The sequence below is a fragment of the Rhodovulum viride genome (assembly GCF_003265965.1).
Classification (GTDB): Bacteria; Pseudomonadota; Alphaproteobacteria; order Rhodobacterales; family Rhodobacteraceae; genus Rhodovulum; species Rhodovulum kholense.
Map to the genome: position 1 here is coordinate 39,784 of NZ_MUAV01000009.1, position 25,381 is coordinate 65,164.

At 68.1% G+C, this 25,381-nt stretch carries 29 protein-coding genes; 12 read left to right on the forward strand and 17 right to left on the reverse strand.

Annotated elements, in window-relative coordinates; genetic code table 11:
* Nucleotides 1–76: 76 nt before the first annotated feature.
* From BYZ73_RS09390 to cobS, 6 genes are all read right to left on the reverse strand, one after another.
* The gene (locus BYZ73_RS09390) at nucleotides 77–1,882 is read right to left on the reverse strand and encodes an aminopeptidase P family protein (protein WP_112315759.1); all 1,806 of its coding nucleotides are present in this window, start codon (nucleotides 1,880–1,882) and stop codon (nucleotides 77–79) included.
* Nucleotides 1,883–3,757 carry a cobaltochelatase subunit CobT gene (gene cobT / locus BYZ73_RS09395; protein WP_112315760.1) on the reverse strand — a complete coding sequence of 625 codons (1,875 nt, stop codon included), beginning with the start codon at nucleotides 3,755–3,757 and terminating at the stop codon, nucleotides 1,883–1,885.
* 91 nt (nucleotides 3,758–3,848) lie between these two features.
* The gene (locus tag BYZ73_RS09400) at nucleotides 3,849–4,271 is read right to left on the reverse strand and encodes a hypothetical protein (protein ID WP_108027787.1); all 423 of its coding nucleotides are present in this window, start codon (nucleotides 4,269–4,271) and stop codon (nucleotides 3,849–3,851) included.
* 109 nt (nucleotides 4,272–4,380) lie between these two features.
* On the reverse strand, nucleotides 4,381–4,758 hold the full coding sequence (locus BYZ73_RS09405) for a hypothetical protein (RefSeq protein ID WP_146176279.1): 378 nt from the start codon (nucleotides 4,756–4,758) through the stop codon (nucleotides 4,381–4,383).
* A 31-nt stretch (nucleotides 4,759–4,789) separates the two neighbouring features.
* Nucleotides 4,790–5,485: an aspartate/glutamate racemase family protein gene (locus BYZ73_RS09410; protein WP_112315762.1), complete on the reverse strand. Its 696-nt coding sequence runs from the start codon at nucleotides 5,483–5,485 to the stop codon at nucleotides 4,790–4,792.
* 4 nt (nucleotides 5,486–5,489) lie between these two features.
* A complete protein-coding gene (gene cobS / locus BYZ73_RS09415) occupies nucleotides 5,490–6,461 on the reverse strand; it encodes a cobaltochelatase subunit CobS (protein WP_108027784.1) in 972 nt (323 codons plus the stop codon).
* Between the two features lie 209 nt (nucleotides 6,462–6,670).
* On the opposite strand from cobS, the gene msrB reads away from it, so the two are divergent.
* Nucleotides 6,671–7,144 carry a peptide-methionine (R)-S-oxide reductase MsrB gene (gene msrB, locus BYZ73_RS09420; RefSeq protein WP_108027783.1) on the forward strand — a complete coding sequence of 158 codons (474 nt, stop codon included), beginning with the start codon at nucleotides 6,671–6,673 and terminating at the stop codon, nucleotides 7,142–7,144.
* Here the strand turns inward: msrB and BYZ73_RS09425 are convergent.
* Nucleotides 7,141–7,767 (reverse strand): J domain-containing protein, encoded by a 627-nt coding sequence (locus BYZ73_RS09425; RefSeq protein ID WP_075786529.1) that lies wholly within the window; start codon nucleotides 7,765–7,767, stop codon nucleotides 7,141–7,143. The two genes, msrB and BYZ73_RS09425, sit on opposite strands and share 4 nt — an antisense overlap.
* 73 nt (nucleotides 7,768–7,840) lie before the next feature.
* On the opposite strand from BYZ73_RS09425, the gene BYZ73_RS09430 reads away from it, so the two are divergent.
* On the forward strand, nucleotides 7,841–8,098 hold the full coding sequence (locus BYZ73_RS09430) for a BolA family protein (RefSeq protein WP_108027781.1): 258 nt from the start codon (nucleotides 7,841–7,843) through the stop codon (nucleotides 8,096–8,098).
* A 34-nt stretch (nucleotides 8,099–8,132) separates the two neighbouring features.
* On the opposite strand, the gene BYZ73_RS09435 is transcribed toward BYZ73_RS09430, so the two are convergent.
* Both BYZ73_RS09435 and gatB read right to left on the reverse strand, forming a co-directional pair.
* Entirely contained in the window at nucleotides 8,133–8,558 is a 426-nt protein-coding gene (locus BYZ73_RS09435; protein WP_108027780.1) for a DUF4177 domain-containing protein, read from the reverse strand.
* Nucleotides 8,559–8,561: 3 nt separating this feature from the next.
* On the reverse strand, nucleotides 8,562–10,070 hold the full coding sequence (gatB, locus tag BYZ73_RS09440; RefSeq protein ID WP_108027779.1) for an Asp-tRNA(Asn)/Glu-tRNA(Gln) amidotransferase subunit GatB: 1,509 nt from the start codon (nucleotides 10,068–10,070) through the stop codon (nucleotides 8,562–8,564).
* A gap of 233 nt (nucleotides 10,071–10,303) precedes the next feature.
* On the opposite strand from gatB, the gene BYZ73_RS09445 reads away from it, so the two are divergent.
* The 3 genes from BYZ73_RS09445 to BYZ73_RS09455 all read left to right on the forward strand — a co-directional run bounded on the left by BYZ73_RS09445 (nucleotide 10,304) and on the right by BYZ73_RS09455 (nucleotide 12,826).
* Nucleotides 10,304–10,945: a DJ-1/PfpI family protein gene (locus BYZ73_RS09445; RefSeq protein ID WP_112315763.1), complete on the forward strand. Its 642-nt coding sequence runs from the start codon at nucleotides 10,304–10,306 to the stop codon at nucleotides 10,943–10,945.
* A gap of 27 nt (nucleotides 10,946–10,972) precedes the next feature.
* The gene (locus tag BYZ73_RS09450) at nucleotides 10,973–11,551 is read left to right on the forward strand and encodes a transglycosylase SLT domain-containing protein (protein ID WP_112315764.1); all 579 of its coding nucleotides are present in this window, start codon (nucleotides 10,973–10,975) and stop codon (nucleotides 11,549–11,551) included.
* A gap of 135 nt (nucleotides 11,552–11,686) precedes the next feature.
* Nucleotides 11,687–12,826, forward strand: a complete 1,140-nt coding sequence (locus BYZ73_RS09455) for an ABC transporter ATP-binding protein (RefSeq protein WP_245943108.1) — start codon at nucleotides 11,687–11,689, stop codon at nucleotides 12,824–12,826.
* A 46-nt stretch (nucleotides 12,827–12,872) separates the two neighbouring features.
* Here BYZ73_RS09455 and BYZ73_RS09460 read toward each other — a convergent pair whose 3' ends face one another.
* Nucleotides 12,873–13,259 (reverse strand): rhodanese-like domain-containing protein, encoded by a 387-nt coding sequence (locus BYZ73_RS09460; RefSeq protein WP_108027775.1) that lies wholly within the window; start codon nucleotides 13,257–13,259, stop codon nucleotides 12,873–12,875.
* Between the two features lie 233 nt (nucleotides 13,260–13,492).
* On the opposite strand from BYZ73_RS09460, the gene tatA reads away from it, so the two are divergent.
* From tatA to BYZ73_RS09480, 4 genes are read left to right on the forward strand one after another with little or no spacing between them, the layout of a single operon-like run.
* Nucleotides 13,493–13,705 (forward strand): twin-arginine translocase TatA/TatE family subunit, encoded by a 213-nt coding sequence (gene tatA, locus BYZ73_RS09465; protein ID WP_075786522.1) that lies wholly within the window; start codon nucleotides 13,493–13,495, stop codon nucleotides 13,703–13,705.
* Nucleotides 13,706–13,729: 24 nt separating this feature from the next.
* Nucleotides 13,730–14,209 carry a Sec-independent protein translocase protein TatB gene (gene tatB / locus BYZ73_RS09470; protein ID WP_112315765.1) on the forward strand — a complete coding sequence of 160 codons (480 nt, stop codon included), beginning with the start codon at nucleotides 13,730–13,732 and terminating at the stop codon, nucleotides 14,207–14,209.
* The gene (gene tatC, locus BYZ73_RS09475; RefSeq protein WP_112315766.1) at nucleotides 14,206–15,078 is read left to right on the forward strand and encodes a twin-arginine translocase subunit TatC; all 873 of its coding nucleotides are present in this window, start codon (nucleotides 14,206–14,208) and stop codon (nucleotides 15,076–15,078) included. Before tatB ends, tatC begins: the two co-directional genes overlap by 4 nt.
* Nucleotides 15,075–15,935 (forward strand): ATP-binding protein, encoded by an 861-nt coding sequence (locus BYZ73_RS09480; protein WP_112315767.1) that lies wholly within the window; start codon nucleotides 15,075–15,077, stop codon nucleotides 15,933–15,935. Before tatC ends, BYZ73_RS09480 begins: the two co-directional genes overlap by 4 nt.
* 127 nt (nucleotides 15,936–16,062) lie before the next feature.
* Here the strand turns inward: BYZ73_RS09480 and BYZ73_RS09485 are convergent, their stop codons facing one another.
* From BYZ73_RS09485 to radA, 7 genes are all read right to left on the reverse strand, one after another.
* Nucleotides 16,063–17,262 carry a M23 family metallopeptidase gene (locus BYZ73_RS09485; protein WP_112315768.1) on the reverse strand — a complete coding sequence of 400 codons (1,200 nt, stop codon included), beginning with the start codon at nucleotides 17,260–17,262 and terminating at the stop codon, nucleotides 16,063–16,065.
* A gap of 132 nt (nucleotides 17,263–17,394) precedes the next feature.
* Nucleotides 17,395–18,045, reverse strand: coding sequence for a protein-L-isoaspartate(D-aspartate) O-methyltransferase (locus BYZ73_RS09490; RefSeq protein ID WP_108027770.1), 651 nt, complete (start codon nucleotides 18,043–18,045; stop codon nucleotides 17,395–17,397).
* Entirely contained in the window at nucleotides 18,042–18,827 is a 786-nt protein-coding gene (gene surE / locus BYZ73_RS09495; RefSeq protein WP_108027769.1) for a 5'/3'-nucleotidase SurE, read from the reverse strand. Before surE ends, BYZ73_RS09490 begins: the two co-directional genes overlap by 4 nt.
* Before the next feature lie 165 nt (nucleotides 18,828–18,992).
* A complete protein-coding gene (locus tag BYZ73_RS09500; protein ID WP_112315769.1) occupies nucleotides 18,993–19,655 on the reverse strand; it encodes an SDR family NAD(P)-dependent oxidoreductase in 663 nt (220 codons plus the stop codon).
* Nucleotides 19,656–19,740: 85 nt separating this feature from the next.
* Nucleotides 19,741–21,198, reverse strand: a complete 1,458-nt coding sequence (purF, locus tag BYZ73_RS09505) for an amidophosphoribosyltransferase (protein ID WP_112315850.1) — start codon at nucleotides 21,196–21,198, stop codon at nucleotides 19,741–19,743.
* 172 nt (nucleotides 21,199–21,370) lie between these two features.
* The gene (locus tag BYZ73_RS09510; protein ID WP_108027767.1) at nucleotides 21,371–21,931 is read right to left on the reverse strand and encodes a CvpA family protein; all 561 of its coding nucleotides are present in this window, start codon (nucleotides 21,929–21,931) and stop codon (nucleotides 21,371–21,373) included.
* 20 nt (nucleotides 21,932–21,951) lie between these two features.
* Nucleotides 21,952–23,319, reverse strand: a complete 1,368-nt coding sequence (radA, locus tag BYZ73_RS09515; protein WP_112315770.1) for a DNA repair protein RadA — start codon at nucleotides 23,317–23,319, stop codon at nucleotides 21,952–21,954.
* Nucleotides 23,320–23,434: 115 nt separating this feature from the next.
* Between radA and BYZ73_RS09520 the strand changes: the two genes are divergently transcribed.
* From BYZ73_RS09520 to BYZ73_RS09530, 3 genes are all read left to right on the forward strand, one after another.
* Nucleotides 23,435–24,229: a crotonase/enoyl-CoA hydratase family protein gene (locus BYZ73_RS09520; protein ID WP_112315771.1), complete on the forward strand. Its 795-nt coding sequence runs from the start codon at nucleotides 23,435–23,437 to the stop codon at nucleotides 24,227–24,229.
* Between the two features lie 308 nt (nucleotides 24,230–24,537).
* Nucleotides 24,538–24,855: an NADH-quinone oxidoreductase subunit A gene (locus tag BYZ73_RS09525; protein ID WP_237399721.1), complete on the forward strand. Its 318-nt coding sequence runs from the start codon at nucleotides 24,538–24,540 to the stop codon at nucleotides 24,853–24,855.
* Nucleotides 24,846–25,379: a NuoB/complex I 20 kDa subunit family protein gene (locus BYZ73_RS09530; protein WP_178390727.1), complete on the forward strand. Its 534-nt coding sequence runs from the start codon at nucleotides 24,846–24,848 to the stop codon at nucleotides 25,377–25,379. The genes BYZ73_RS09525 and BYZ73_RS09530 overlap by 10 nt, the downstream gene beginning before the upstream one ends.
* Nucleotides 25,380–25,381 lie beyond the last annotated feature (2 nt).

Here is a 25,381-nt window from a genome sequence, read left to right on the forward strand (position 1 = left end):
TTGGCTTTGTCTTGTCCAGTTCCGCCCGGGCCCGCGGTCTCTTCGACCGGTCGGACGGGGCCGGTCGGGCCGCCGGTCAGATCGGCAGCGTCGCCCCGGTCAGCCAGGCCCGCGCCCGGTCCGAGAGATCCGGCCCGGCCCGGTGCGCGACCTCGGCGTGATAGGCGTTGAGCCAGGCGCGCTCGCCCGCATCCAGCATCTCGGGGGCGATCAGCCGACGGTCGATGGGCACCCAGGTCAGCGTCTCGAAGGACAGCATCCGCCGGTCGTCGCCGCCCGACAATGCCGGGGCTACCTCGACCGCGATCAGGTTCTCTATCCGGATGCCGAAGGCGCCCTCGCGGTAATAGCCGGGTTCGTTCGACAGGATCATCCCGGGCTCCAGCGGCACGGTCGAGATCCGGGCGATGCGCTGCGGCCCTTCATGGACGCACAGATAGGCGCCGACGCCATGGCCGGTGCCATGGTCGTAATCCTGCCCGGCCTGCCAGAGCGCATTGCGCGCCAGCGCATCGAGATCGCGGCCCGCGAGCCCCTTGGGGAACCGCGCCCGCGAGATCGCGATCATGCCCTTCAGCACCCGGGTAAAGGGCGCCTTCGCGTCTTCGGGGACGGGGCCGATGGCCACGGTGCGGGTGATGTCGGTGGTCCCGTCGAGATATTGCGCGCCCGAATCGACCAGCAGCAGATCGCCCGGCGCGACGCGGCGGTTTGTGGCCTCGGTCACCCGGTAATGCACGATGGCGCCATTCGGCCCCGCGCCCGCGATGGTCTCGAAGCTGATGTCGCGAAGCTTGCCGGTCGCGGCGCGGAACTCTTCCAGCCCGCGCACCACGTCGATTTCGGTCAGCCCGCCCTGCGGCGCCTCGGCGTCGATCCAGGCCAGGAACTCGATCATCGCGACCGCGTCGCGGGCATGGGCCGCGCGCGCGCCCGCCAGTTCGGCGGCTGTCTTGCGCGCCTTGGGCAGGATGCAGGGGTCTTCGGCCAGCGCGACCTCGACGCCCGCATCCTCGAGCTGGCGCAGCACCCACAGGGGCGCCGAAGCCGGATCGACCCGGACCCGGCCCAGAAGGCTGCGCAGACCCGGCCCGAAGGCGCCTGCGGGGCGCAAAGTGATCTCGGGGCCCAGATGGGCCTTCAGCGCGTCGGTCACCTTGGCCGGATCGGCATAAAGCGTCACCCGGCCGTCGTCATGCAGGATCGCGAAGGCATGGGGCACCGGGTTGCGCGGAATGTCCGCGCCGCGCACGTTCAGCAGCCAGGCGATGGAATCGGGCAGGGTCAGCACGGCCGCACTCTGCCCTGCCTCGGCCAGCAGCCGCCCGATCCGGGCGCGCTTGTCGGCGTGGGATTCGCCCGCCAGATCCTCGGGATAGGGCGCGATCGGGCCTTGCGGCGGGGCGGGCTGGTCGGCCCAGATCCGGTCGACCAGATTGGGCGTCTCGCGGATCGAGACCTGGGTGCCCGCCAGCGCCTCGGTCAGCGCGTCCAGCTCTTTCGGCGTGTGCAGCCAGGGGTCGATCCCGACCGCGCCGCCCTGCGGCAGCGCCGCCTTCAGCCAGTCGCCGGGTTTCGTCTCGGGCCAGGGCACCGGCGTGAAATGCGCCAGATCGACCTGCGCCTTGACCTGTACCCGATAGCGCCCGTCGATGAAGACACCGGCGCGGTCCATCAGGATGCAGGCGATCCCGGCCGAGCCGGTGAAGCCCGTCAGCCAGGCCAGACGGTCGTCATGGGGCGCCACATATTCGCCCTGATGGGCATCGGCGCGGGGCACCAGAAAACCCGTCAGCCCCTCGCGGGCCATTTCCTCGCGCAGGCGGGCCAGCCGGACCGGGCCGTCCTCGGGACGGGTGCTGCTGTCGAAGCTCTGGAACATCTAGCTTGCCTTCCTGATCCCGAACATCCGCGCGCGGGCGCGGGGGTCCTTGTCGAACAGCGCGGCCAGCTGTTCGGTCATCGCGCCCGCCAGCTGTTCGACATCGGTGATGGTCACGGCGCGCTGATAATAGCGCGTCACGTCATGGCCGATGCCGATGGCGATCAGCTCGACCGCCTTGCGGCGTTCGACCATGGCGATCACGTCGCGCAGGTGCTTTTCAAGGTAATTGGCGGCATTGACCGACAGGGTCGAATCGTCCACCGGCGCGCCGTCCGAGATCACCATCAGGATCTTGCGCGCCTCGGGCCGCACCAGCATCCGCCTGTGCGCCCATTCCAGCGCCTCGCCGTCGATATTTTCCTTCAGCAGGCCCTCTTTCATCATCAGACCCAGATTTTCGCGCGCCCGCCGCCAGGGCGCATCGGCATTCTTGTAGACGATGTGGCGCAGGTCGTTCAGGCGGCCCGGGCCTTGCGGACGGCCCTCGGCCAGCCATTGTTCGCGCGATTGCCCGCCCTTCCAGGCGCGGGTGGTAAAGCCAAGGATCTCGACCTTGACCTGACAGCGTTCAAGCGTGCGCGCCAGCACATCGGCGCAGATCGCGGCGATCGAGATCGGCCGCCCGCGCATCGAGCCCGAATTGTCCAGAAGCAGCGTCACCACGGTATCGCGGAACTCGGTATCCTTCTCGACCTTGAAGCTGAGCGGCGTCGTCGGGTTCGCCACAACGCGGGCCAGACGCCCGGCATCGAGGATGCCTTCCTCGCGGTCGAATTCCCAGCTGCGGTTCTGCTGGGCCTGCAACCGCCGCTGCAGCTTGTTGGCAAGACGGCCGACCGCCCCCTTCAGCGGGTCGAGCTGTTGATCCAGATAGGCGCGCAGCCGTTCCAGCTCGGCCGGTTCCGCCAGATCCTGGGCGCCGATCTCTTCGTCGAAGGCGGCGGTGAAGACCTTGTATTCGGGATCGGCCTCGGAATGGGGCGCGGGCGGTGGCGGTTCCAGCGGCGCGTCGCCCTCGGGCAGCTCGGTCTCTTCGCCCATCTCCATGTCGCTGACATCGTCAGGATTGACATGGGCCTGGGCGGCGTCCTGCATGTCGTCCTGGGACTGCTCGGGGCTGGCATCGGCCTCGTCGCTGTCCTGGCTTTCCTCCTCGCCATATTCCTCGGGCGCGTCTTCCTCGGTCTCGGCCGAGCTGTCCTCGTCGTCGTTCTGATCGGCGTCGGGGTCGTCGCCCAGCTGATCGGCATAGCCCAGATCGGCGATCACCTTGCGGGACAGCCGCGCAAACGCCGCCTGATCGGCCAGCGCATGGTCGAGCCCGTCCAGCGCCGCGCCGGCCTGCTCCTCGATGAACCCGCGCCACAGTTCCATGGCCTGATCGGCGCCCTTGGGCAGCGGGCGGCCGGTCGCCAGATGGCGCACCATATAGGCCGCCGCGACCGGCAGCGGCACTTCGCTTGCCTCGCGGGCCTGGGCATAGCCCTTCTTCGCGGCCTCGGCGCCGATCATCGCGTCGATATTGCTGGCGGTGCCGGGCATGACGCGCGCGCCCACCGCCTCGCAGCGGGCCATCTCCATCGCCTCGTAGAGATCGCGCGCCATCTGCCCCGAGGGGCGATAGCGCGAATGGGTGGTGCTGTCGTGATACTTGTGGCGCAGCGCAAAGGCGTCGGCCGTGCCGCGCGCCAGCAGCACCTCGTCGCGGCTCATCCGGCGCGAGACCTGCGGCAGCCGCACCGCGTCATCGGTCAGCCCCGGCGGGTCCACCGAATAGCTGATGCCCAGATCGGGATCGTCGGCCATGACCTTGGTGGCCTCGGCCAGCGCCTTCTTGAACGGATCGGCGGGATTGTCGGTGGGTTTGGTCATGGGGCAGTGTCCGCGTGGCTTGCGGAGGTCAATCTAGAAAGGTTGACCGGAATTGGCCAGTGGCCGCGCGGGGAAAGACGGTCGTTCCGGCTCAGCCGCCCAGAAGCAGCCCGGTGCAATCCGACATCCGGTCGGCCAGCGCCGCGCGCGCCCGGTCGGCGCGGCCGCTGTCGAAGCTGTAGGCGATATCGGCCAGAAGGCCCGCCATCTCGGTCCAGCCGGCCGAGCGCCACAGCACGGGTTCGTCCTTCGGCACGCCGAAGCGGATCGCCTCGGGCAGGGTCGCCTCGAGCATCAGGTTGAACATGTCGCGCTGGTCCATCGTGCGGGGCCAGGCCGGATCGTCGACCGCCTGCTGGCGCGCCGACACGGCCGCAAGGCGGCCCGAGCAGGTGGCGAACAGCTCGGCCCGCTTCCAGGGGGTGCCGGGCGTCGCGGGGCGGGCAGCCGCGGCGGTGGCCGCCAGCGCCAGAATTAGGGCGATTCCCGCTATGCGTGTGCCTGCCTTTTCCATATGACAATGGTATGACAGATCGACGCTGCGTCAAGATGTATATACGAGTGATGTAAACATGCTGTCATGGCCCGGGGCCATCCGCCTTGTCGGCAAGGGACGGGCCGGCCTATCGGTCCGGAACCCGGTGGCCGGGCAGGGCCTTCTCGCGGCCGAAATCGTCGCAGAGGCCCGACAGGCGGACATACTGGTCGCGTGCGCGGCGATTCCCGTCCAGGATGTATCGCCTCATCAGCAGCAGGTAGATCGGGCGCAGCTTGTCGATGCGCGCATCGACTGCCGCCTCCGGGTCGTCCGTAAGCGCGACGCCCGCGTCGCGAAAGGCGCGGGCCATGGCGCGGGCCTCGTCAGGCGACCCTTCGGCCAGCGCGTAGCGGGCGCGGAAATCGGCGGTGGCGTACCAGAGCGCGGCACAGTCGATAGCGGGAAAGGCCGGGTCGGCGGTCCGGGCCGGGGCAGGGGCGACGGCGGCGAGACAGGCGGTCAACGCCGCCGCCGCGATGCGAAGCGGGCGCGTCTCAGGCCGCCACATCGGACAGCGCGACAGCACCCGCCGCAAGCCGCGCCAGCAGCGCCACATGCACGTCGAGCGCGTCGATCACCGGATAGCCCGGATCGGTGCCGTCGAAGGCGAGGTTGAGATCGGTGCCCGCCAGCACGATGGCCTCGGCGCCCAGATCCTCGACCATGCGCCGCCCGGCGTCCTGAAGCACCCGGCGCCGGTCGGGATCGCACTGTCCCGCCACCGCGATCTCGCGATAGGTCCGGCCCAGCGCCTCGGCCTCGGCATCGAGCGCGACGGCCTCGGTGCGGCGCAACTGGCCGTAAAGCCGGGTCTCCATCACCACCTGCGTGCCCAGAAGACCCACCCGGCGCAGCCCCCGCGCCGCGAACTCGTCGTCAAGCGGCGCGACGCCCGACACCAGCGGCAGCACACCCCGCCGTTTCAACTCGTCAAAGCAGAAATGCGCGCCCAGCGAGGTCAGCGCGGCACAGTCGCAGCCCGCGCCCTTCAGCCCGGCCAGCCGGTCCGCGAAGATCGCGGCCTGAGCCTCGCGCGCATCGTCCAGATTGTTGCGGATCAGGCTGTGGATGTCGCCATGGCTGATGGTCAGCCGCAGGGGCACCCCGAGCCGGTCGGCGGCGGCGGTCAAGCGCTGGTAGTAGACCACCGTCGCCGCGACACCGATCCCGCCGATCAGCCCGATATGCACGGTCTTACCCCAGGCTCATGCTCGCGGCACTTTCGGGCAGTTCCTCGTCGAACAGGCGCTGATAGAACTCGGCCACGGTCTGGCGTTCAAGCTCGTCGCATTTGTTCAGGAAGGTCACCCGGAAGGCAAAGCCCACGCTGCGGAAGATCTCGGCGTTCTGCGCCCAGGCGATCACCGTCCGCGGGCTCATCACCGTCGAGAGATCGCCGTTCATGAAGGCGGTCCGGGTCAGATCGGCCACGGTCACCATATGGCCGATCTGCTTGCGGCCCTTGTCGGTGTTGTAATGCGGGCATTTGGCCAGAACGATCGCGGTCTCGGCGTCATGGGACAGGTAGTTCAGCGTCGCGACCAGCGACCAGCGGTCCATCTGGCCCTGGTTGATCTGCTGGGTGCCGTGATAAAGCCCGGTCGTGTCGCCCAGACCGACGGTGTTCGCCGTCGCGAACAGCCGGAAATAGGGGTGGGGGGTGATCACCTGGTTCTGGTCCAGAAGCGTCAGCTTGCCGTCGACCTCCAGCACCCGCTGGATCACGAACATCACATCGGCCCGGCCGGCGTCGTATTCGTCGAAGACGATGGCGCAGGGGTTGCGCAGCGCCCAGGGCAGGATGCCCTCCTGGAACTCGGTGACCTGGACTCCGTCCTTGAGCTTGATCGCATCCTTGCCGATCAGGTCGATCCGGCTGATATGGCTGTCGAGGTTGACCCGCACGCAGGGCCAGTTCAGCCGGGCGGCGACCTGCTCGATATGGGTCGACTTGCCGGTGCCGTGATAGCCCTGGATCATCACCCGGCGATTATGGGTAAAGCCCGCAAGGATCGCCAGCGTGGTATCGGGATCGAACTTGTAGGTCGGGTCGAGATCGGGCACCCGGTCGGTCGGCGTCTCGAACCCCTTCACGATCATGTCGGTGTCGATGCCGAAGACCTCGCGGACCGAGATCTCTTCGGTGGGTTTCACTGCACTGGTCATCCTGGCCCCGTCGGATTGGCGTCGTCTCCCGCCGTCTTGGAACATATCTCGGGGGGGTGCAAGGGGCAGGACCCCATGGCCGCCCGGACCGCAGGCCGGATCGGGGGCTGCGCCGGGCCGCCGATCGTGACTTCTCGTGAGCTTGCCCCGCGCGGCGGCCGCGCCAGCTATGCCAGGGGACGTTGGACGAACACCAAGGGGAGGAAAGGATGTTCCGCCGCCTATTTCTGGGCCGGGTTCTGCTGGGCGCCGCCGGGGCGGCGCTTGTTCGCCCGGCCGCCGCCGCCGAAGAGCGGTTCGAGGTGATGCGCAGCGAGGCCGAGTGGCGGGCACGGCTCGGCCCTCTCGAATACAGGGTGATGCGCGAGGAGGGCACCGAGCGCGCCTTCACCAGCCCGCTGAACGACGAACATCGCGACGGGGTCTTCCACTGCAAGGGCTGCGATCTGCCGCTTTATGCATCAAAGGACAAGTTCGACAGCGGCACCGGCTGGCCGAGCTTCACCCGGTCCTTGCCAGACGCCGTCCGCACCCGGCCGGACCGCAGCTTCTTCATGGTCCGGACCGAGGTCCATTGCCGCCGTTGCGGCAGCCATCTGGGGCATGTCTTCGATGACGGGCCGCCGCCCACCGGCAAGCGGCACTGCATCAACGGGGTCAGCCTGACCTTCGCGCCTGCCTAGCGGAAACTGCGGCTGTCCTTGATCTGGTCCCAGGCCCAGACGACCTCTTGCAGGCGTTCCTCGTCGGCGCGGTTGCCGCCGTTCATGTCGGGGTGCAGGTCCTTGACCAGCGATTTGTACTGCTTGCGGATCTCGGCCTTGGTCCAGCTGTCCTGCGCCTCGAGGATTTCCAGCGCCTTGCGCTCGGTCGGCGGCAGCCGCCGGGTCGTGGTGCCGGTCTTGCCGGGGTTGCGGGTCGCGTTCTCGCCCAGCACCTGATGCGGGTCGTCGACCCCGAGCCGCGCCCAGGCGCGCTGTTCGTCGCGATTGCCGAAGGGCTGGGTCTCGCGCTCCCAGACCCGGTCCTTGTCGATCTGGGCCTCGTATTCCTCTTCGGTGGCGCCGTTGAAGAAGTTCCACTTCAGATTGTACTCGCGCACATGATCCTTGCAGAACCAGAAATACTCGTCGAGCTGGTCGGGCGATTTCGGTGCGCGGTACTGGCCGTCCAGCTCGCAGCCGGGATGTTCGCACTTGCGCCGCGAGGTCTCGAAGGCGCCCGACATGCCCCGGCGGCCCCGGGTGCGCCGCTTCTTGTCGGCCGATACGGAAATGTCGAACCCGAAGGGATCGGTCTTGGTCATGGCAGCACCTTTTCGACTCGGACCCGAGAGTTTAGTCACTTGAAGATGAGAATGAAGGGGGCGATGGAGAAAAATGGGCCGAGCAGATCAAATCCGCGACAGCCTGGAACGCGCGTTCCAGCCGACGCAGCTTGAAGTGCTGGACGAAAGCGAACGCCACCGCCATCACGCGGGGTATCAGGAGGGCGGCGAAAGCCATTTCCGCGTGAAGATCGCGGCCCCGGCTTTCGCGCCGATGTCGCGCGTGGCGCGGGAACGCGCGGTCCACAAGGCGCTTGGCCCCGATCTGATGGGCCGGATCCACGCGCTGGCGCTGGAAATCGCCGTCTAGACGCGGCGTCCCGGTTTTTCCCGACACAAGGGGCTCAGTCCTCGTCGTTCCAGGGCCGGGCGCCGCCAAGCGGCCGGTCGGGCCGGGGCACCGGCCCGCGCGAGGGCGCGCCGAGCGGCGGGTAGGTCCGTTCCGGCAGGGCGTGGACCGAGGCGGCCGCGGCCGTCGCGATCTCTTCGGGGCTGCCATGGCGGAAGGCTGCGTCCTGTCCCGCGCCCGCGCCGCGCGGGCGTCGGAAGACCAGCACGTTGCGCACCGTCCGGCTGCTGCCGCTGAAAAGCCCCTGGCGTTCTTCCGAGGGCAGGCTTTCGGCCCGGACATATTCCCAGCCCTCGGCCGCCATCTCGTTCATGGCGTCTTCCAGGGCATGGGCAAAGCGTTCTGCCGGGCCCTTGGCGCCCCGCACGCGGCGGCCGCGCTCGGGGGCCGGAAGGACCCGGTACTCATAAAGGACGGGCATGGATCACCCCAGTTTCCGGGCCACGATCTCGTTCACGGCCTGCGGGTTGGCCTTGCCCCCGGTGGCCTTCAGCACCTGACCGACGAACCAGCCGGCAAGTTTCGGGTTCGCCTTGGCCTTCTCGACCTGGGCGGGGTTCGCGGCGATGATCTCGTCGACGGCCTTCTCGATGGCACCCAGATCGGTGACCTGCTTCATGCCGCGCGCCGCCACGATCTCGGCCGGGTCGCCGCCTTCGGTATAGACGATCTCGAACAGGTCCTTGGCGATCTTGCCCGAGATGTCGCCCGCCGCGATCAGATCGAGGATGCCGCCCAGCTGAGCCGGGCTGACCGGGCTGTCGGTGATGTCGCGGTCGTCCTTCTTCAGACGGCCGAACAGTTCGTTGATGACCCAGTTGGCGGCCGCCTTGCCGTCGCGGCCCTGCGCCACCGCCTCGAAATAGGCGGCGGATTCGACCTCGGCCGTCAGCACGCTGGCATCGTATTCGGTCAGCCCGAATTCGGTGACGAAACGCGCCTTCTTGGCGTCGGGCAGCTCGGGCAGCGAGGCCGCGATCTCGTCGACCCAGGCCTGCTCGATTTCCAGCGGCAGCAGGTCGGGGCAGGGGAAGTAGCGGTAGTCATGCGCCTCTTCCTTCGAGCGCATCGAGCGCGTCTCGCCCTTGTCGGGATCGTAAAGCCGGGTTTCCTGATCGACGGTGCCGCCATCCTCGACGATGGCGATCTGGCGCCGGGCCTCGTACTCGATCGCGGCCTGGATGAAGCGCATCGAGTTCATGTTCTTGATCTCGCAGCGCGTGCCCAGAAACGACGGATCGCCGGTCTCGCGGAATTTCTCGTAGGCGCCGGGCTGGCAGATCGAGACGTTCACATCGGCGCGCAGGTTGCCGTTCTGCATGTTGCCGTCGCAGGTGCCCAGATAGCGCAGGATCTGGCGCAGCTTGCCGACATAGGCGGCCGCCTCTTCGGGGCCTCGGATATCGGGGCGCGAGACGATCTCCATCAGCGCGACGCCGGTCCGGTTCAGGTCGACGAAGGACATGTTCGGGTCCATGTCGTGGATCGACTTGCCCGCGTCCTGTTCCAGATGGATGCGTTCGATCCGCACCCGGCGGGCGATGCCCGGCCCCATGTCGACGATCACCTCGCCCTCGCCCACGATGGGGTGGTAAAGCTGGCTGATCTGATAGCCCTGCGGCAGGTCGGGATAGAAGTAGTTCTTGCGGTCGAATGCCGAAAAGAGATTGATCTCGGCCTTCAGCCCCAGCCCCGTGCGCACCGCCTGCGCCACGCAGAATTCGTTGATCACGGGCAGCATGCCCGGCATCGCCGCGTCGACGAAGGCGACATGCGAATTCGGCTCGGCGCCGAAGCCGGTCGAGGCGCCCGAAAACAGCTTGGAGTTCGAGGCCACCTGGGCATGGACCTCGAGGCCGATCACCAGTTCCCATTCGGCCTTGGCGCCGGAAATCACCTTGGGTTTGGGGGGCTCGAAGGTTAGGTCAAGCATGGCGGCATCCTCATCTGCGGCAGGGCGCATGTTTAGGGCAGGGGGCGGGCGCGGGCAAGGGGATGATCCGGCCGCCCGGCCGCAGCAGGCGGGCGATTTAAAGTGATAGGCTCTGGTCCGTCGCGAGGGTTACGCTACGTTAACCTATGTGCTAGATTGGCGCACTGGTCGTTTTGGCCACCGGGTGTCGCGCGTGCCGCCGACCGGACCTCTTTAACCGACAGGAGAATACAATGAAATCGGCCGCAGTGCTCGTCCTCGCCACCGACGGGGTCGAGCACGAGGAACTGGAAGCGGCGGTGACCGGCTTGCGCGACATGGGCGCGCGGGTCGATATTGCGACCCCCGGAGGGGCAAGCGTCACCAGCTGGAGAGACGGCAACTGGTTTGCTGAAATCGAGGCAACGATGCCGCTGACCCATGTCGACGCCGACGAGTACGACGGCCTCGTCCTGCCCGGCGGTCAGCTCAATTCCGGGGCGCTGCGGACGAGTTTCGCGGCGGTGCGGCTGGTGAACCAGTTCCTGTCCGGCGGCCGGATGGTCGCCGCGATCTGCCATGCGCCCTGGCTGCTGGTCGAGGTTGGGGCCATCTCGGGCGTCGCGGTGACCTCCCATCCCGCGATCCGGACCGATCTTGAAAATGCCGGGGCCAGATGGACCGGACGTCCGGTCATGCGGAGTGGCGGGATCATCACTGCGCGGTCCCTGGAGGATCTCGACATCTTCATCGAGGAGATCGCGCGAGAGCTGGAGAGCCGGGGGAAATGGCTCCGGCGGCGGGAACTCGCCACTGTTTCGGCGGGCATCCGCGCAGATTATGCCCAATTCGTTGCCCCGCAGGACGATCCCGAGGATAAGGAAACGCCGGACTGAAGGACCGGCGTATCCTCCGGAGTTCCGATGCGTCTGTTCCTGCTTGTGTGCCTTCTCGCGCTGACCGCCGCCTGTGATCAGTCCGATATCGCGGACCGGGGGCGCAGTCTCCCCTCGATGCGGTGGGACCACATGCCGGAAGCGACGGACTGGACACGGGCAAGCCTCGACGCGCTGACGCTGTATGGCGGCGGGCTGACCGAGACCGTTCCCGCCGATATCGACGCCTGGTGCCCGGCCTATGCCAAGGCCCGTCCGGCGCAGCGCCGCGCCTTCTGGGCGGGGCTTTTTTCGGCGCTGGCCAAGCATGAAAGCACCTGGAACGAGGCCGCGGTCGGCGGCGGCGGCCGCTGGTTCGGGCTCTTGCAGATCTCGCCCGCGACCGCGCGCTATCATGGCTGTGCCGCGACCAGCGGGTCGGCCCTGACCGATGGCGAGGCGAATCTGCGCTGTGCCGTGCGGATCGCCGCCAGCGCGGTCGCCCGCGACGGCGTGGTCGCGGCCTCCGGCCGCGGTGTCGCCGCCGACTGGGGGCCGATGACGGTTTCGTCCAAGCGCGAGGAAATCGCCGCCTGGACCCGGTCGCAATCCTACTGCCGCGGCTGAGCGCGCGGCGCATTACGGTCCGCCGACACCTTCGCCGACAGCGATCCGGCCCGCGCGCGGCCCTTTGACCAATCCGGGCATTGCCAGCACAGGGGCAAATCCGATAGTTTCCATCGGAAATAGCGCGAGGCCCCTGTGACGCTGCAGACCGCCCGTCCGACCCCGGACCCGGACCCGACCGATACGATCCCGAGACTGGATATCCGCCGCATCGACCGGGTCTTCGGCGGCCGCAAGGTCGTCGACGATGTCAGCCTGACCGTGCTGCCGGGGCAGGTGACCTGCCTTCTGGGGCCCTCGGGCTGCGGCAAGTCGACGACGCTGCGGATCATTGCGGGGGTCGACCGGCAGGATGCGGGCGAGATCCGGATCGACGGGCAACTGGTCTGCGACACCGTCTTTCGCCTGCCGCCCGAGCGCCGCTCGGTCGGGCTGATGTTTCAGGACTTCGCGCTCTTTCCGCATCTCAGCGTGGCCGAAAACGTGGCCTTCGGGCTGACCGGACCCAAGGCCGCGCGGCGGGCGCGGGTCGAGGATCTGCTGGACCGGGTCGCGCTTGGCCGGTTCATCGACGCCTATCCGCACGAATTGTCGGGCGGCGAACAGCAGCGCGTGGCGCTGGCCCGCGCGCTGGCGCCCCGGCCCAAGATCATGCTGATGGACGAACCCTTCTCGGGGCTCGACAACCGGCTGCGCGACGAAATTCGCGACCAGACCCTGCAGGTGCTGAAGGACGAGGGCGCGGCGGTTCTGCTGGTCACCCACGAGCCCGACGAGGCGATGCGGATGGCCGACGAGATCGCGCTGATGCGCGGCGGGCGGATCGTCCAGCAGGGCGCGCCCTACAATATATACAACGCGCCCGTCGACCGGGCGGCGGCCGCTTTCTTCAGCGACATCAACGTGATCCGGGGGCGCGTGCAGAACCTGCTGACGGAAACGCCCTTTGGCAAGTTCCTGACCCCCGGCATGGCCGATGGCGCCGAGGTCGACATCATCATCCGGCCGCAGCATCTGCGGATCGACTTCGACCGCAACGGGCGCGGACCGAATCCCACCGCCGAAGAGGGGGTGGCGGCGCGCGCCTGCGTCGAACGCGCCCGTTTCATGGGGTCGGAAAGCCTGGTCGAGTTCCGCATGGACCATGACGGATCGGCGCTGCGCGCCACGGTGCCCGCGGTCTTCCTGCCGCAGCCCGGCACGCCCATGTGGCTGACGATCCGTCGCGACCGCTGTTTCGTCTTTCCCCGAGAGGGCGGGGGCCGTGCCGCCTGATGCCGGTCGGCCCCGGTGCCTGGGGTGTCGGGTTCTGCGGCCGGGCTTAGCCGGCCTTCACATTCACCGGTACCGGCGCGCCGGTGGCCATGTCGGTGCCGACATAGGGCTTGAGCGCGGCCTTCCAGGCGGCGAATCCGCCTTCCAGATGCGCGACTCGGTCATGACCCGCGGCCAGCCAGGCCTCGGCCACCTTGCGCGAGCGCACGCCCGAGCCGCAATGGAACACCAGCCGCTTGTCGCCGCCCTCGGGCAGGAAGGCCGGATCGAAGCCCGACAGCGGCAGCAGCAGGGCGCCCTTGATATGTTCGAACATGTATTCCTGCGGCGTTCTCACATCGATCGTCACGACCTCGCCCGCGGCCATTGCCGCCTGCAGGTCGTCGCAGTTCCAGTGTTCCAGAACCTTGCCGTTCACGTCTTCGCTGTGCATCCGGTCGTCTCCATCCGCTTGCCGTGGGCCCCTCTGCCACGCCCGCGAGAGTGGAAGGATTCCCCGCTCGCCTGCAAGGGGGCCGACGCGCGCAGGTCCCTCTGGCATCGGAGACGGCGGGGGCAAATAATCGCGGTCAACCGGGCGAATGGGTCTTTGAACCGGCGGCAAGACTCAATAGATGTGTGACACCTGTGTCGCTGGAGGGGCGGTGCGCCCCGAGGGAGAAGACCATGCTGAATAATATCGGCCTTCCCGGCCTGCTTCTGATCGCCGTCGTCGTGCTGGTGCTGTTCGGGCGCGGCAAGATCTCGTCGCTGATGGGCGAGGTCGGCAAGGGCATCACAGCCTTCAAGAAGGGCGTCAAGGAAGAGACCGAAGAGGCCCAGAAAAGCCTCGATTCCGCCCGTGACGTCACCCCCGAGACCGAAAGGGACAAGGCGTAATCCGCCTGTCGCGAGCCTGACCCCATGTTCGATATCGGCTGGACCGAACTGCTGCTGATCGGCATCGTGGCGCTGATCGTCGTGGGGCCGAAGGACCTGCCCGCGATGTTCCGCACGCTGGGCCGGTTTACCGCCAAGGCCCGCAACATGGCGCGCGAGTTTCAGCGCGCGATGGATGACGCGGCCGATCAGGCGGGCGTCAAGGATACGGTCAACGATCTCAAGGACATCGCCAATCCGCGCAAGCTGGGGCTCGACCGCCTGAACGAGGCCGCCGACCGGTTCGAGAAATGGGAGCCGAAGCTGCCCAAGGCCGGTGAGGCCAAGGCCGGTGAGACCAAGGCCGGTGAGGCGACCGCGCAGATGACCGAAGAGCGCGCCGCCCAGGCCGAGAAGATCCGCAAGGCGATGGCCGAGAAGGGCGCGGCCAACCGCGCCGCCGAAGGCGCGGCCGCCCCCGGAGACACGCCCGGGCCGACCTCCGACAAGACGAGCGACGCATGAGCAGCGATGACATCGATGATACCTCGGCGCCGCTGATCGAGCATCTGGCCGAGCTTCGCACCCGGCTGATCTATGCGCTGGCGGCCTTCGTCGCGGCGATGGTGGCCTGCTTCACGGTCTGGAATCCGATCTTCAACGTCCTGACCCATCCGATCTGTTCGGCACTGGCCGAGCGCGGGCAGGAATGCGGGCTTTACCTGATCAAGCTGCAGGAAGGCTTCTTCGTCGCGATCCAGATTTCGCTGGTGGGCGGCTTTGCGCTGGCCTTTCCGTTCATCGCCTTCCAGCTCTGGCGCTTCGTCGCGCCCGGGCTGTACCGCTCGGAAAAGCGCGCCTTCCTGCCCTTCCTGCTGGCCTCGCCCTTCATGTTCATCCTCGGCGGGGCCTTCGCCTATTTCATCATCACGCCGCTGGCCTTCGATTTCTTCCTGGGCTTCCAGCAGGTCGGCTCGCTCGGGGCCGATGGCGGGGGCGCTTCGGAAACCGCGGGCATCACCTTCCACGGATCGGTGCAGGAGTATCTCTCGCTGACGATCAAGTTCATCCTGGCCTTCGGGCTGTGCTTCCAGTTGCCGGTGCTGCTGACGCTGATGGGCAAGGCCGAACTGGTCTCGGCCGCGGGGCTTTCGTCGGTGCGCAAATACGCGGTGGTGGGCATTCTGGTGCTGGCCGCCATCGTGACACCTCCCGACGTGATCACCCAGGTGATCCTCTTCACGGTGGTCTACGGGCTTTACGAGATTTCGATCCTTCTCGTGCGGCGCGGCGAGAAAGTCCGCGAAAAGGAGCTGCGCGCCCAGGGCCTCTGGTTTGACGATGACGAGGAAGAGGACGGGGCTGCGGTGCAGGACGGCGAGGGCCGGACGTGAGCGGCGCGCTCGGGGCCGATGCCGCGCAGAGCCTGCAGCGGATCGCCGAGGCGCTCGAGCGGCGCTATCCCGCCCCGGCTGCGGCGCCCGATTTCGCGGCCGCCGAGGCGTTTCTGTGGCAGGTCTCGCCCGACCGGCTGATGCCGGTGCCCGAGGTCAATCGGGTCGATCTGACGCTCCTGCAGGGGATCGACCGGTCGCGGGATACGCTGCTTGAGAATACCCGGCATTTCGCCCGCGGCCTGCCCGCCAACAACGCGCTTCTCTGGGGCGCACGCGGGATGGGCAAGTCGAGCCTCGTCAAGGCGGTCCATGCCGCGGTGGCGGCCGAAGGGCATCCGCTGAAGCTGGTCGAGGTCCAGCGCGAAGATCTGCCCTCGGTGGGACGGCTTCTGACGCTGCTGCGCGGGGCGTCCGAACGTTTCGTGCTGTTCTGCGACGACCTATCGTTCAGCCATGACGACCAGCATTACAAGTCGCTGAAGGCGGTGCTTGACGGCGGGATCGAGGGGCGCCCGGCCAATGTCGTGTTCTACGCCACGTCGAACCGGCGCCACCTGATGCCCCGCGACATGATCGAGAACGAACGCTCGACCGCGATCAGCCCCTCGGAGGCGACGGAAGAGAAGGTGTCGCTTTCGGACCGGTTCGGGCTCTGGCTCGGGTTCCACCCCTGCAGCCAGGACGAGTACCTCGGGATGATCCGGGCCTATTGCGCGGCGCACGGCATCGAGATCGAGCCCGAAACGCTGCGTGCCGAGGCGATCGAATGGCAGGCCACGCGCGGGGCGCGGTCGGGCCGGGTCGCCTGGCAGTATTTCACCGACCTCGCGGCACGCCGCGGCATTCGGATCTGACCGCGCCCTTCCGCTTCTTCTTGGTTCAAATACCCGAAACCCGGCGCCGCAGGCGCCGGGCCAAAAATCTTCTGCGAAGATTTTTTCGCCCGGAGGGCGCCCCCTTCCGGGGACGCCTCGCGGGCTCTTACGGCGTCAGATAGGGCATCGGATCGACGCTCTCGAAACCCTTGCGCAGTTCGAAATGCAGGAAGGCGGGGTTGCCGGAACGGACCTGCGCCACGGTCTGCCCACGGGTGACCTTCGCGCCCTTCTGAACCGCGATGCCGTCGATATTTGCATAGACCGACAGCATGTTGTCGGAATGACGCACGACGAGGATCGGCACCTGGTCGGTATCGCGGGTGATCGCGGCGACCGTGCCGTCGGCGGCGGCCTTGACCGCCGTGCCCGCCTTGGCCGAGATGTCGATCCCGTCGTTCTTGCCCTTCTGATAGCCCCGGATGATGCTGCCCGAAACCGGCATCGCGAAGCGCGCGGCGGGGGTACTTTGTTCCTTGGCCATCTCCGGCGAGGCCGGCACCGCGGGCTTGGCGGCGGGTTCGGGCTTGGGCAGCGGGGTCGCCGCCGAGGGCGGTGCCGCCAGCGCCGATCCCTGGCCCGGACGTTCGGTGGTCTGCGCGGTGGCGACCGCCGTGCCCGCGGCCGCGGCGCCCGAGGGCTGGCTTTGCTGTGCCGCGACCGGGATCAGCAGGTACTGCCCCTCGCGCACCGTCAGGTCGGGGCCCAGCCCGTTCCAGTCCGCCAGCGAGCGGGGCGTCACGTTATAGAGCCGTGCGATGGAATAGGCGGTCTCGCCGCGCACGACCTTGTGCCGGATCGGCTCCTGCCCGGCCGGCTGGCCGGCGGCCGGGGCGGTCCCGCCCGCGCGGTCGAGCGCGTTGCCCGCCAGCGTCGCGATGTCGACCTGGCCCGGGGCCGCGCCCGCGGGTGTGATCGTGCCATTGCCCAGCGGCGCGGCGACGACACCGCCCGCATCCGCGACCCGGCGGGGCAGGGCGATCACCTCTCCATTGTTCAGCGTCGCATCGGCGGAGATGCCGTTATAGGAGGCGAGCTCGGAGGCGGGCAGGCCGACCCGCGCGGCCACATCCGAAAGGCGATCGCCGCGCCGCGCCACCGCGACCTGATAGGTCGGGTAGGAAATCACGCCGCGCTGGTCCGGCTCGGGCCGGGGCGCGGCCTCGACCCGCGGCGGCTCGGGGTTGTTGCCGAGATTGCGGAAATCGTAGTCCCAGCCGCTCTCGCAGCCGGCGACCAGGGTCATCCCGAGGCCAAGGGCCAGAAGCCGGGCCGGAAACCGGCGGTCGGGGGAGGTGTGGGCCATCGCTCGATCCTCACTGCGTACGGGGCCCGTTCCGCCGGACCCTCGGGTCTCTCGTCTTGCGTCCGTCGGCTCCTGGAGTCGCCAACACGTGCCTCAGGCGTCTCAGTCCTCAGGCCTCAGTCGTCTTTCGTCTCAGTCCTGACCGAGCCCCTCGAGAAGCGGCACGAACCGGACCTGCCGAAGCTCTTCATAGTCGAACCCGGTCTCGCCGCGGGTGACCTTGATCAGCCGCTGCACCGTGTCCGACTGTCCGACCGGCACGATCATGATACCGCCAACCCGCAACTGGGCCAATAGGGGGCCGGGCGGGTCTTCGGCGGCGGCGGTCACAAGAATGCGGTCGAAGGGCGCCTGATCGGGCAGCCCGCGCGATCCGTCGGCGGCCATCGCGGTGACATTGGTCAGCCCCAGCGCCTCGAACCGCTTCTGCGCCTCGGCGGCAAGCCTGCGGTGACGCTCGACGGTATAGACCCGGCGCGACAGCCGCGACAGCACCGCCGCCTGATAGCCCGAGCCGGTGCCGATTTCGAGCACCTTGTTGCGCGGCTGCAGGTTCAGCGCCTGGGTCATGATCGCCACCACCGAGGGCTGGCTGATGGTCTGGCCGCAGGCGATGGGCAGCGGCGTGTCGTCATAGGCATGCCGCGCGAAATGGCCGGTGACGAACTGGCCCCGATCGATCTCTTCCATCGCGGTCAGCACCCGCTTGTCGGTCACGCCCTTCGACCGCAGCGCGAACAGGAACTGCATCTTGCGTTCTGCCGTCGCGTCGTCTCCGGTCATTCCAGTCGGGCCTTCACGTCGGCGATGCAGTCATGGGCGGTCAGATCGGCGCGCAGCGGCGTCACCGCGATATAGCCGTCGAGGTTCAGCGCCGCGTCCGACCCGGGCGCGGTCGGCAGGTTCTGCGCGCCGCCCCGGATCCAGAGAAACCTGCGCCCCGAGGGCGACAGATGCGGCTCGACCCCGAAAGAGGCATCGCGGCGGTAGCCCTGCGGCCCGACCCTCAGCCCCTTGACCTGATCGGCCGGGACGGGCGGGAAATTCACGTTGTAGAACAGCCGGTAATCGGCGCCGTCCCAGGACCCCCGGTCAAGCAGCGCATTGACCGTCGCCGCGCCATGGGCCGCCGCCGCCGCGAATTGCAGATCCTCGTCGTAATTCAGCGGCCCCAGATATTGCGACAGCGCGATCGCGGGCAGGCCCTGCAGCGCGGCCTCCATCGCGCCGCCGATGGTGCCCGAATAAAGCACGTTCTCGGCGGCGTTGTTGCCGCGATTGACGCCCGACAGCACCAGATCGGGCCGGGCCTCGGTCATCACGTCGTAAAGCCCCGCCAGCACGCAATCGGCGGGCGAGCCCTCGGCCGCGAAGCGGCGCGGCCCCAGCTCTGCGATCATCATCGGACGGGTGTAGGAAATCATGTGGCCGACGCCCGACTGCTCGAAGGCGGGCGCGACCACCCAGACCTCGCCGGTCGGGCCCGCGACCTCGGCCGCGATGGCCTCGAGTACCGCCAGCCCGGGGGCGTTGATCCCGTCGTCATTCGTGATGAGAATGCGCATCTGCTCAACCTTGCCTTATGGCCCTTCCATAGTGGAGCGGGCCCGAGGCGTAAAGGCGATGCCGGGGCCCGGGACCGGAAACCTTGCGGGAGGGTGGGACCGACATCCCGCCCCGGAGAACGCGGGCGCTCTCCGGGCTCCGGTCGCGCAAGCGGCGCGGTGCGGTCAGGCCAGGCCGAGATCGGCGGCCAGACGGCGCGCCTCGTCGGCCGGGCGCGCCAGCGTCTCGGTGTTTTCGCCGGGATACAGCCGGTTGCGGTGATTGGTGGCCATCGGCGCGGGCACGAAGCGGCGGACATGCACGTCCTGCAGCCGCGCCTGTTCCGCCTCCCAGGCCGCGAACAGCGCGCGCTGCGCGGCCTTGCAGGCGGCATAGGCGCCCAGGAAGGGGCCTTCGGCCAGATCGTCGATCAGGACCGCGCTGCCGCCGCCCGGCGCAACCCGCAGCAAGGGCGCGACGAAGGACACCAGCACTCCCAGCGCCTCGACATCGGCCTTGACGGCCTTGGTCCAGAACGGCAGGTCGATCTGCTCGGCCGGGCTGAAGGGCGGCGACTGGATCGCGGCATGGACCCACAGATCGACATGGCCCCAGCGGTCGTAGATGCCCCGGCACAGCGTCCGCATCGCGTCGGTTTCGGTGATGTCCATGGGCGCCAGCGTGGCGCTGCCGCCCAGGGTCTTGATCCGGTCGTCAAGCTCTTCGAGCGCACCGGTGGTGCGGCCGACGGCGACGACGTGATAGCCCGCGCGGGCCAGTTCTTCGGCCACCGCCGCGCCGAATCCGCGCGAGGCGCCAGTCACAAGGGCGAGTTTCTGGTCTGTCATGGACGGTCCTTGGAATACCTGAGCGATGGCGTCAAGATCTCGGTCCCGGGCGGGACCGGCCGGGCGACAATCCGGCGCAGGCGGCCTATTCGGCCGCCTTGGTCTGGAAGCCCTTCTGGATCATGTCGCTGGGCGCCACCGGGTATTCGCCCGAGAAGCAGGCGTCGCAATATTGCGGGCAGCGGTCGTTGCGGCCTTCGACCTCGCCCACGGCGCGATAAAGCCCGTCGAGCGAGATGAACTTGAGGCTGTCGACGCCCAGATAGTCGCGCATCTCGTCCTCGGACATGTGGCTGGCCAGAAGCTTGTCGCGCTGGGGCGTGTCGACCCCGTAAAAGCAGGGCCAGGCGGTGGGCGGGCTGGCGATCCGGAAATGGACCTCGGCCGCACCCGCATCCAGAATCATCTCGCGGATCTTGCGGCTGGTGGTGCCGCGCACGACGCTGTCGTCGACCAGAATGATCCGCTTGCCCGCGATCAGGGCGCGGTTGACGTTCAGCTTGAGCCGCACGCCCATGTTGCGGATCTGTTCGGTCGGCTCGATGAAGGTCCGGCCCATATACTGGTTGCGGATGATCCCCATCCCGTAGGGGATGCCGCTTTCATGGCTGAAGCCGATGGCGGCGGGGGTGCCGCTGTCGGGCACCGGGCAGACCAGATCGGCCTCCACGGGCGCCTCGCGGGCCAGTTCGATCCCGATCTGGCGCCGGGTCTCGTAGACCGAGCGGCCGCCCAGGATCGAGTCGGGGCGCGAGAAATAGACATGCTCGAAGATGCAGAAGCGCGAGGCGCGGCGCTCGAAGGGGTGAAAGCTCTCGACGCCCTTCTCGGGCGAGATCAGCACCATTTCCCCCGGCGCGACCTCGCGCACGAATTCGGCCCCGATGATGTCGAGCGCGCAGGTTTCCGAACTCAGGACCCAGCCGTCGCCGATCCGGCCCAGCACCAGCGGCCGCACCCCCAGCGGGTCGCGCACGCCAATGAGCTTGGTGCGGGTCATCGCGACGACCGAAAAGGCGCCCTCGACCCGGCGCAGCGCGTCCTTCATGCGTTCGGGGATGGTCTTCTGGAACGAGCGCGCCATCAGATGGATGATGCATTCGCTGTCCGACGAGCTCTGGAAGATCGAGCCATGCTCGATCAGCTCGCGGCGCAGCGCCTCGGCATTGGTGATGTTGCCGTTATGGGCGATGGCCGCGCCGCCCATCGAGAATTCGCCGAAGAAGGGTTGCACGTCGCGGATGGCGGTCTGACCCTTGGACCCGGCGGTCGAATAGCGCACATGGCCGATGGCCAGCGACCCGGGCAGGGTCTCCATCAGGCTGGCCTTGGTGAAGTTGTCGCGCACATAGCCGAAGCGGCGCGCCGACTGGAAGCCGGTGACCGGGTCGTAAGAGACGATCCCGCCTGCCTCCTGGCCGCGATGCTGAAGGGCGTGCAGGCCGAGGGCCACGAAATTGGCGGCATCCGCCAGGCCGATCACGCCGAAGACCCCGCATTCCTCCTTGAGCTTGTCGTCGTCAAAGGGATGCGCAGGGGGCATGGTGCGGAAGGATTGCTGGCGCATGGGCAGCGGGGCTCCGAATCCGTCTGAAGGAAGTTGGCCCTTCTCTAGTCCCTCCGGCGTCCGGTGTCACGAAAGGATCATTAAGAAAGGTTCACGCCCGCGCGACTCGGCTGTGCGCGGGGCAGCGAAGGGGAAAGCGGCGCGGGGCTTATTGCGGCGCGCCGCAGGTGCCCACGAGCTGTTCGTACTGGGTCGTCAGCCAGCCAAGCGCCTGGTCGGGATTGGTCTCGGCGATCTTGGCGGTCAGCGAGGCGAAGACCGCGGACGAGCGCGAGTTTTCAACCGCCGGGAAGCTGTGATCGGTGATGACCATGCCGTAGACGAAGAAGGCGACGGCCACCAGAAGCGCGCCGCGCACCGCGCCGAAGAGAAACCCGAGGCTCTGGTCGACGCCGCCCAGCACCGAGCCCTGGATCATCGAGGACAGAAGCGGCGTGAACAGCGACACCACGACCAGCGCTGCAGCGAACACCGCCGCGAAGGAGGCCAGGATCGCGATTTCGCAGGAGCTGCCGATGAAATCGCCCAGGTACGGGATCTCGCGCACCAGCGGCTCGGCCTGCGGCGCGAAGGTGAAGGCGACGATTGCCGCGATGATCCAGCCCGCTATGGCCATGACCTCGCGCACCACGCCGCGCGAATAGGCAAGCACGGCCGAGACCAGGATCACGGCGGCAACGATGCCGTCAACGACGGTGAATGAGTCCATGGATCAGGTCCCTCCTCGGGCTAGCCGGCGCCGAATATTTCCCCGACGAAGGCGGTCAGGTCGGGCATTTGCCGGACCTTCATGCCGCCGGGTGCGCCGAGCTTGCTGCGTTCGGGCGCGATCGCGCTGGAAAAACCAAGTTTCAGCGCCTCTTTCAACCGGTTTTCGGTCTGGGCCACGGGCCGCAGCGCCCCGGACAGGGAAATTTCGCCGAAAAGGACACAGTCGGGGGGCAGGGCGACATCTTCGCGCGCCGACAGCAAGGCGGCCGCGACCGCCAGATCGGCGGCGGGTTCGGTGACCTTCAGCCCGCCCGCCACGTTCAGATAGACGTCGAAGCCGGCAAAGGGGATGCCGCAGCGCGCCTCCAGCACCGCCAGCGTCGTCGAGAGCCGCCCGGCATCGAGCCCGACAGCACTTCGCCGCGGTGTACCCAGCGGCGAGGGCGCGACCAGCGCCTGGATTTCGGTCAGCACCGGCCGCGTGCCCTCGATGCCCGCGAAGACGGCCGCGCCCGGGGCAGGGGTGCCGCGTTCGGACAGGAACAGCGCCGAAGGATTCGCCACCTCGGCCAGCCCGCCGCCGGTCATCTCGAAGACGCCGATCTCGTCGGCCGGGCCGAACCGGTTCTTGACGCTGCGCAGGATGCGGAACTGGTGGCCGCGCTCGCCCTCGAAATAAAGCACCGTGTCGACCATGTGCTCGACGACACGGGGGCCAGCGATCTGGCCTTCCTTGGTGACATGGCCGACCAGCATCACCGCGGTGCCGTGGCGCTTGGCGAAGACGGTCAGCTCATGCGCCGAGGCGCGCACCTGCGCGACCGAGCCCGGCGCGCTGTCGACCATGTCGGCCCAGAGCGTCTGGATCGAGTCGATGATGGCCAGATCGGGCTTTTCGGCCTCGAGCGTGGTCAGGATCGCGCGCAGGTCGGTTTCGGTGGCCAGCTTCACCGGCGCCTCGGCCAGCCCCAGCCGCCGCGCCCGCATCCGCACCTGCGCGCTGGCCTCCTCGCCCGAGATGTAAAGGCATTTGAGCCCCTGATTGGCGAAGGCCGCCGCCGCCTGCAGCAACAGTGTCGACTTGCCGATGCCCGGATCGCCGCCGACCAGAATCGCCGAGGCCGGGACCAGCCCGCCGCCCAGCACCCGGTCGAATTCGCCCAGGCCCGAGGCCGCGCGGGGCGGTTCGGGTTCCGACGTCGCCAGATCGCTGAGCGCCAGCCGCCGCCCGCGCGCGGGTCCCAACGACTTCTTCGCCGGGCCCGCGCTCAGCGGCACGTCCTCGACGATGGTGTTCCAGGCGCCGCAGGCCTCGCAGCGCCCGGACCATTTGGTCTGGGTCGCGCCGCAAGCGGTGCAGGTGAAGACGGTGCTGGGTTTGGCCATGCCTCTAGCTGCCCGAGGCCGGGCGGCGTTGCAAGGCCGCTTCGGCGGGCCGGCTTGCCCCCGGGCCGGGGCCGCGGCTAGGCTTTGGCCCGAAACCGCCAACGGGAGGGGCAGGATGCAGGACGGGCTTGAGATCGGGATCGACGGGCGCGGCGTCGCGCGGGTCACGCTGCGGCGCGAGGACAAGCATAATGCGCTGTCCTCGGACCTGATCGCGGCGCTGACCGGGGCCGCCGAGGCTCTGGGCGCCGATCCGGCGGTCCGTGCGGTGGTGCTGACCGGGGCGGGCGAAAGCTTTTGCGCGGGCGGCGATCTGGGCTGGATGAAGGAACAGATGCAGGCCGATGCCGCCACCCGCGCGGCCGAGGCGCGCAAGCTGGCCGGGATGCTGCGCGCGCTGAACGAGATGCCGAAACCGCTGATCGGCCGGGTCCAAGGACAGGCCTTCGGCGGCGGCATCGGGCTGATTTCCGTCTGCGACGTGGCCATCGGCGTCGAGACCGCCCGGTTCGCGCTGACCGAGACCCGGCTTGGGCTGATTCCCGCCACCATCGGCCCCTATGTCGTGGCGCGGCTGGGCGAGGCCCGTGCCCGGCGGGTGTTCATGTCGGGGCGGCGCTTCGACGCGGCCGAGGCGGTGGCGCTTGGCCTGCTGGCCCGCGCGGTGCCCGCCGCCGGTCTGGACGACGCGGTCGAGGCCGAGATCGCGCCCTATCTGGCCTGCGCGCCGGAGGCGGTCGCGCGGGCCAAGGCGCAGGTGCTGAGCCTCGGGCCGCGGATCGACGACGCGGTCATCGAGGCCAGCATCGCCCGGCTGGTCGCGGCCTGGGAAACCCCCGAAGCGGCTGAGGGAATCGCGGCCTTCTTCGACCGGCGCAAACCCGGCTGGACGCTGCCGTCCGACCGGTGAGCCACCTGCGTTTCGGCACGTAAACCGACCGAAACCAAGGCGGAAAACCCTTTTTAACATGGCTTTGAGGGCAAAAGCCTGATCGTCGCATTTTCAATGCGCACGACTGTATACATTTCTGCTGCGGCACTGTAACAGAGTGGCGCGGATCGCGGGGCGGGGCGGTTGACCCTCTGCCGTGGCCCCGACTAACGTCATGGTCGGAAAACCAGTGCGCACGGCACCGGGCCGCGCGCGGCACGCAAGACAGGGAGACCGAGGTGGACCAGCTCCTGAGCAACTACCTTCCCATCGCGATATTTTTCGGCATGGCCATTGGGCTTGGTTTGATCCTGATGCTGTCGGCGGTGATCGTTGCGGTTCGCCATCCCGACCCCGAAAAGCTGTCGGCCTATGAATGCGGGTTCAACGCCTTCGACGACGCGCGCATGACCTTCGACGTGCGGTTCTACCTAGTGGCGATCCTTTTCATCATCTTCGACCTCGAGATTGCATTTCTCTTTCCCTGGGCCGTCGCTTTCGGCACCATCGGGCTTGTCGGGTTCTGGTCGATGATGGTTTTCCTGGCCGTTCTGACGATCGGCTTTGCCTATGAATGGAAGAAGGGGGCGCTCGAATGGGCGTGATGACTGGCCCCAACACCGCCGGGGGCGATCCCGAAACGGCGACCCAGGCCTTGAACGCCGAGCTGCAGGACCGGGGCTTCCTGGTCACCTCGACAGCCGACATCATCAATTGGGCGCGCACCGGCAGCCTGCACTGGATGACCTTCGGGCTGGCCTGCTGCGCGGTCGAGATGATGCAGGTTTCGATGCCGCGCTATGACCTGGAACGCTTCGGCACCGCGCCGCGCGCCAGTCCGCGCCAGTCCGACCTGATGATCGTCGCGGGCACGCTGACCAACAAGATGGCGCCCGCGCTGCGCAAGGTTTACGACCAGATGCCCGAGCCGCGTTATGTGATCTCTATGGGGTCCTGCGCCAATGGCGGCGGCTATTACCACTATTCCTATTCGGTGGTGCGCGGCTGCGACCGCGTGGTGCCGGTCGACATCTATGTGCCGGGCTGTCCGCCCACCGCGGAGGCGCTGCTGTATGGCATCCTGCAGCTTCAGCGCAAGATCCGCCGCACCGGGACCATCGTGAGGTAAGC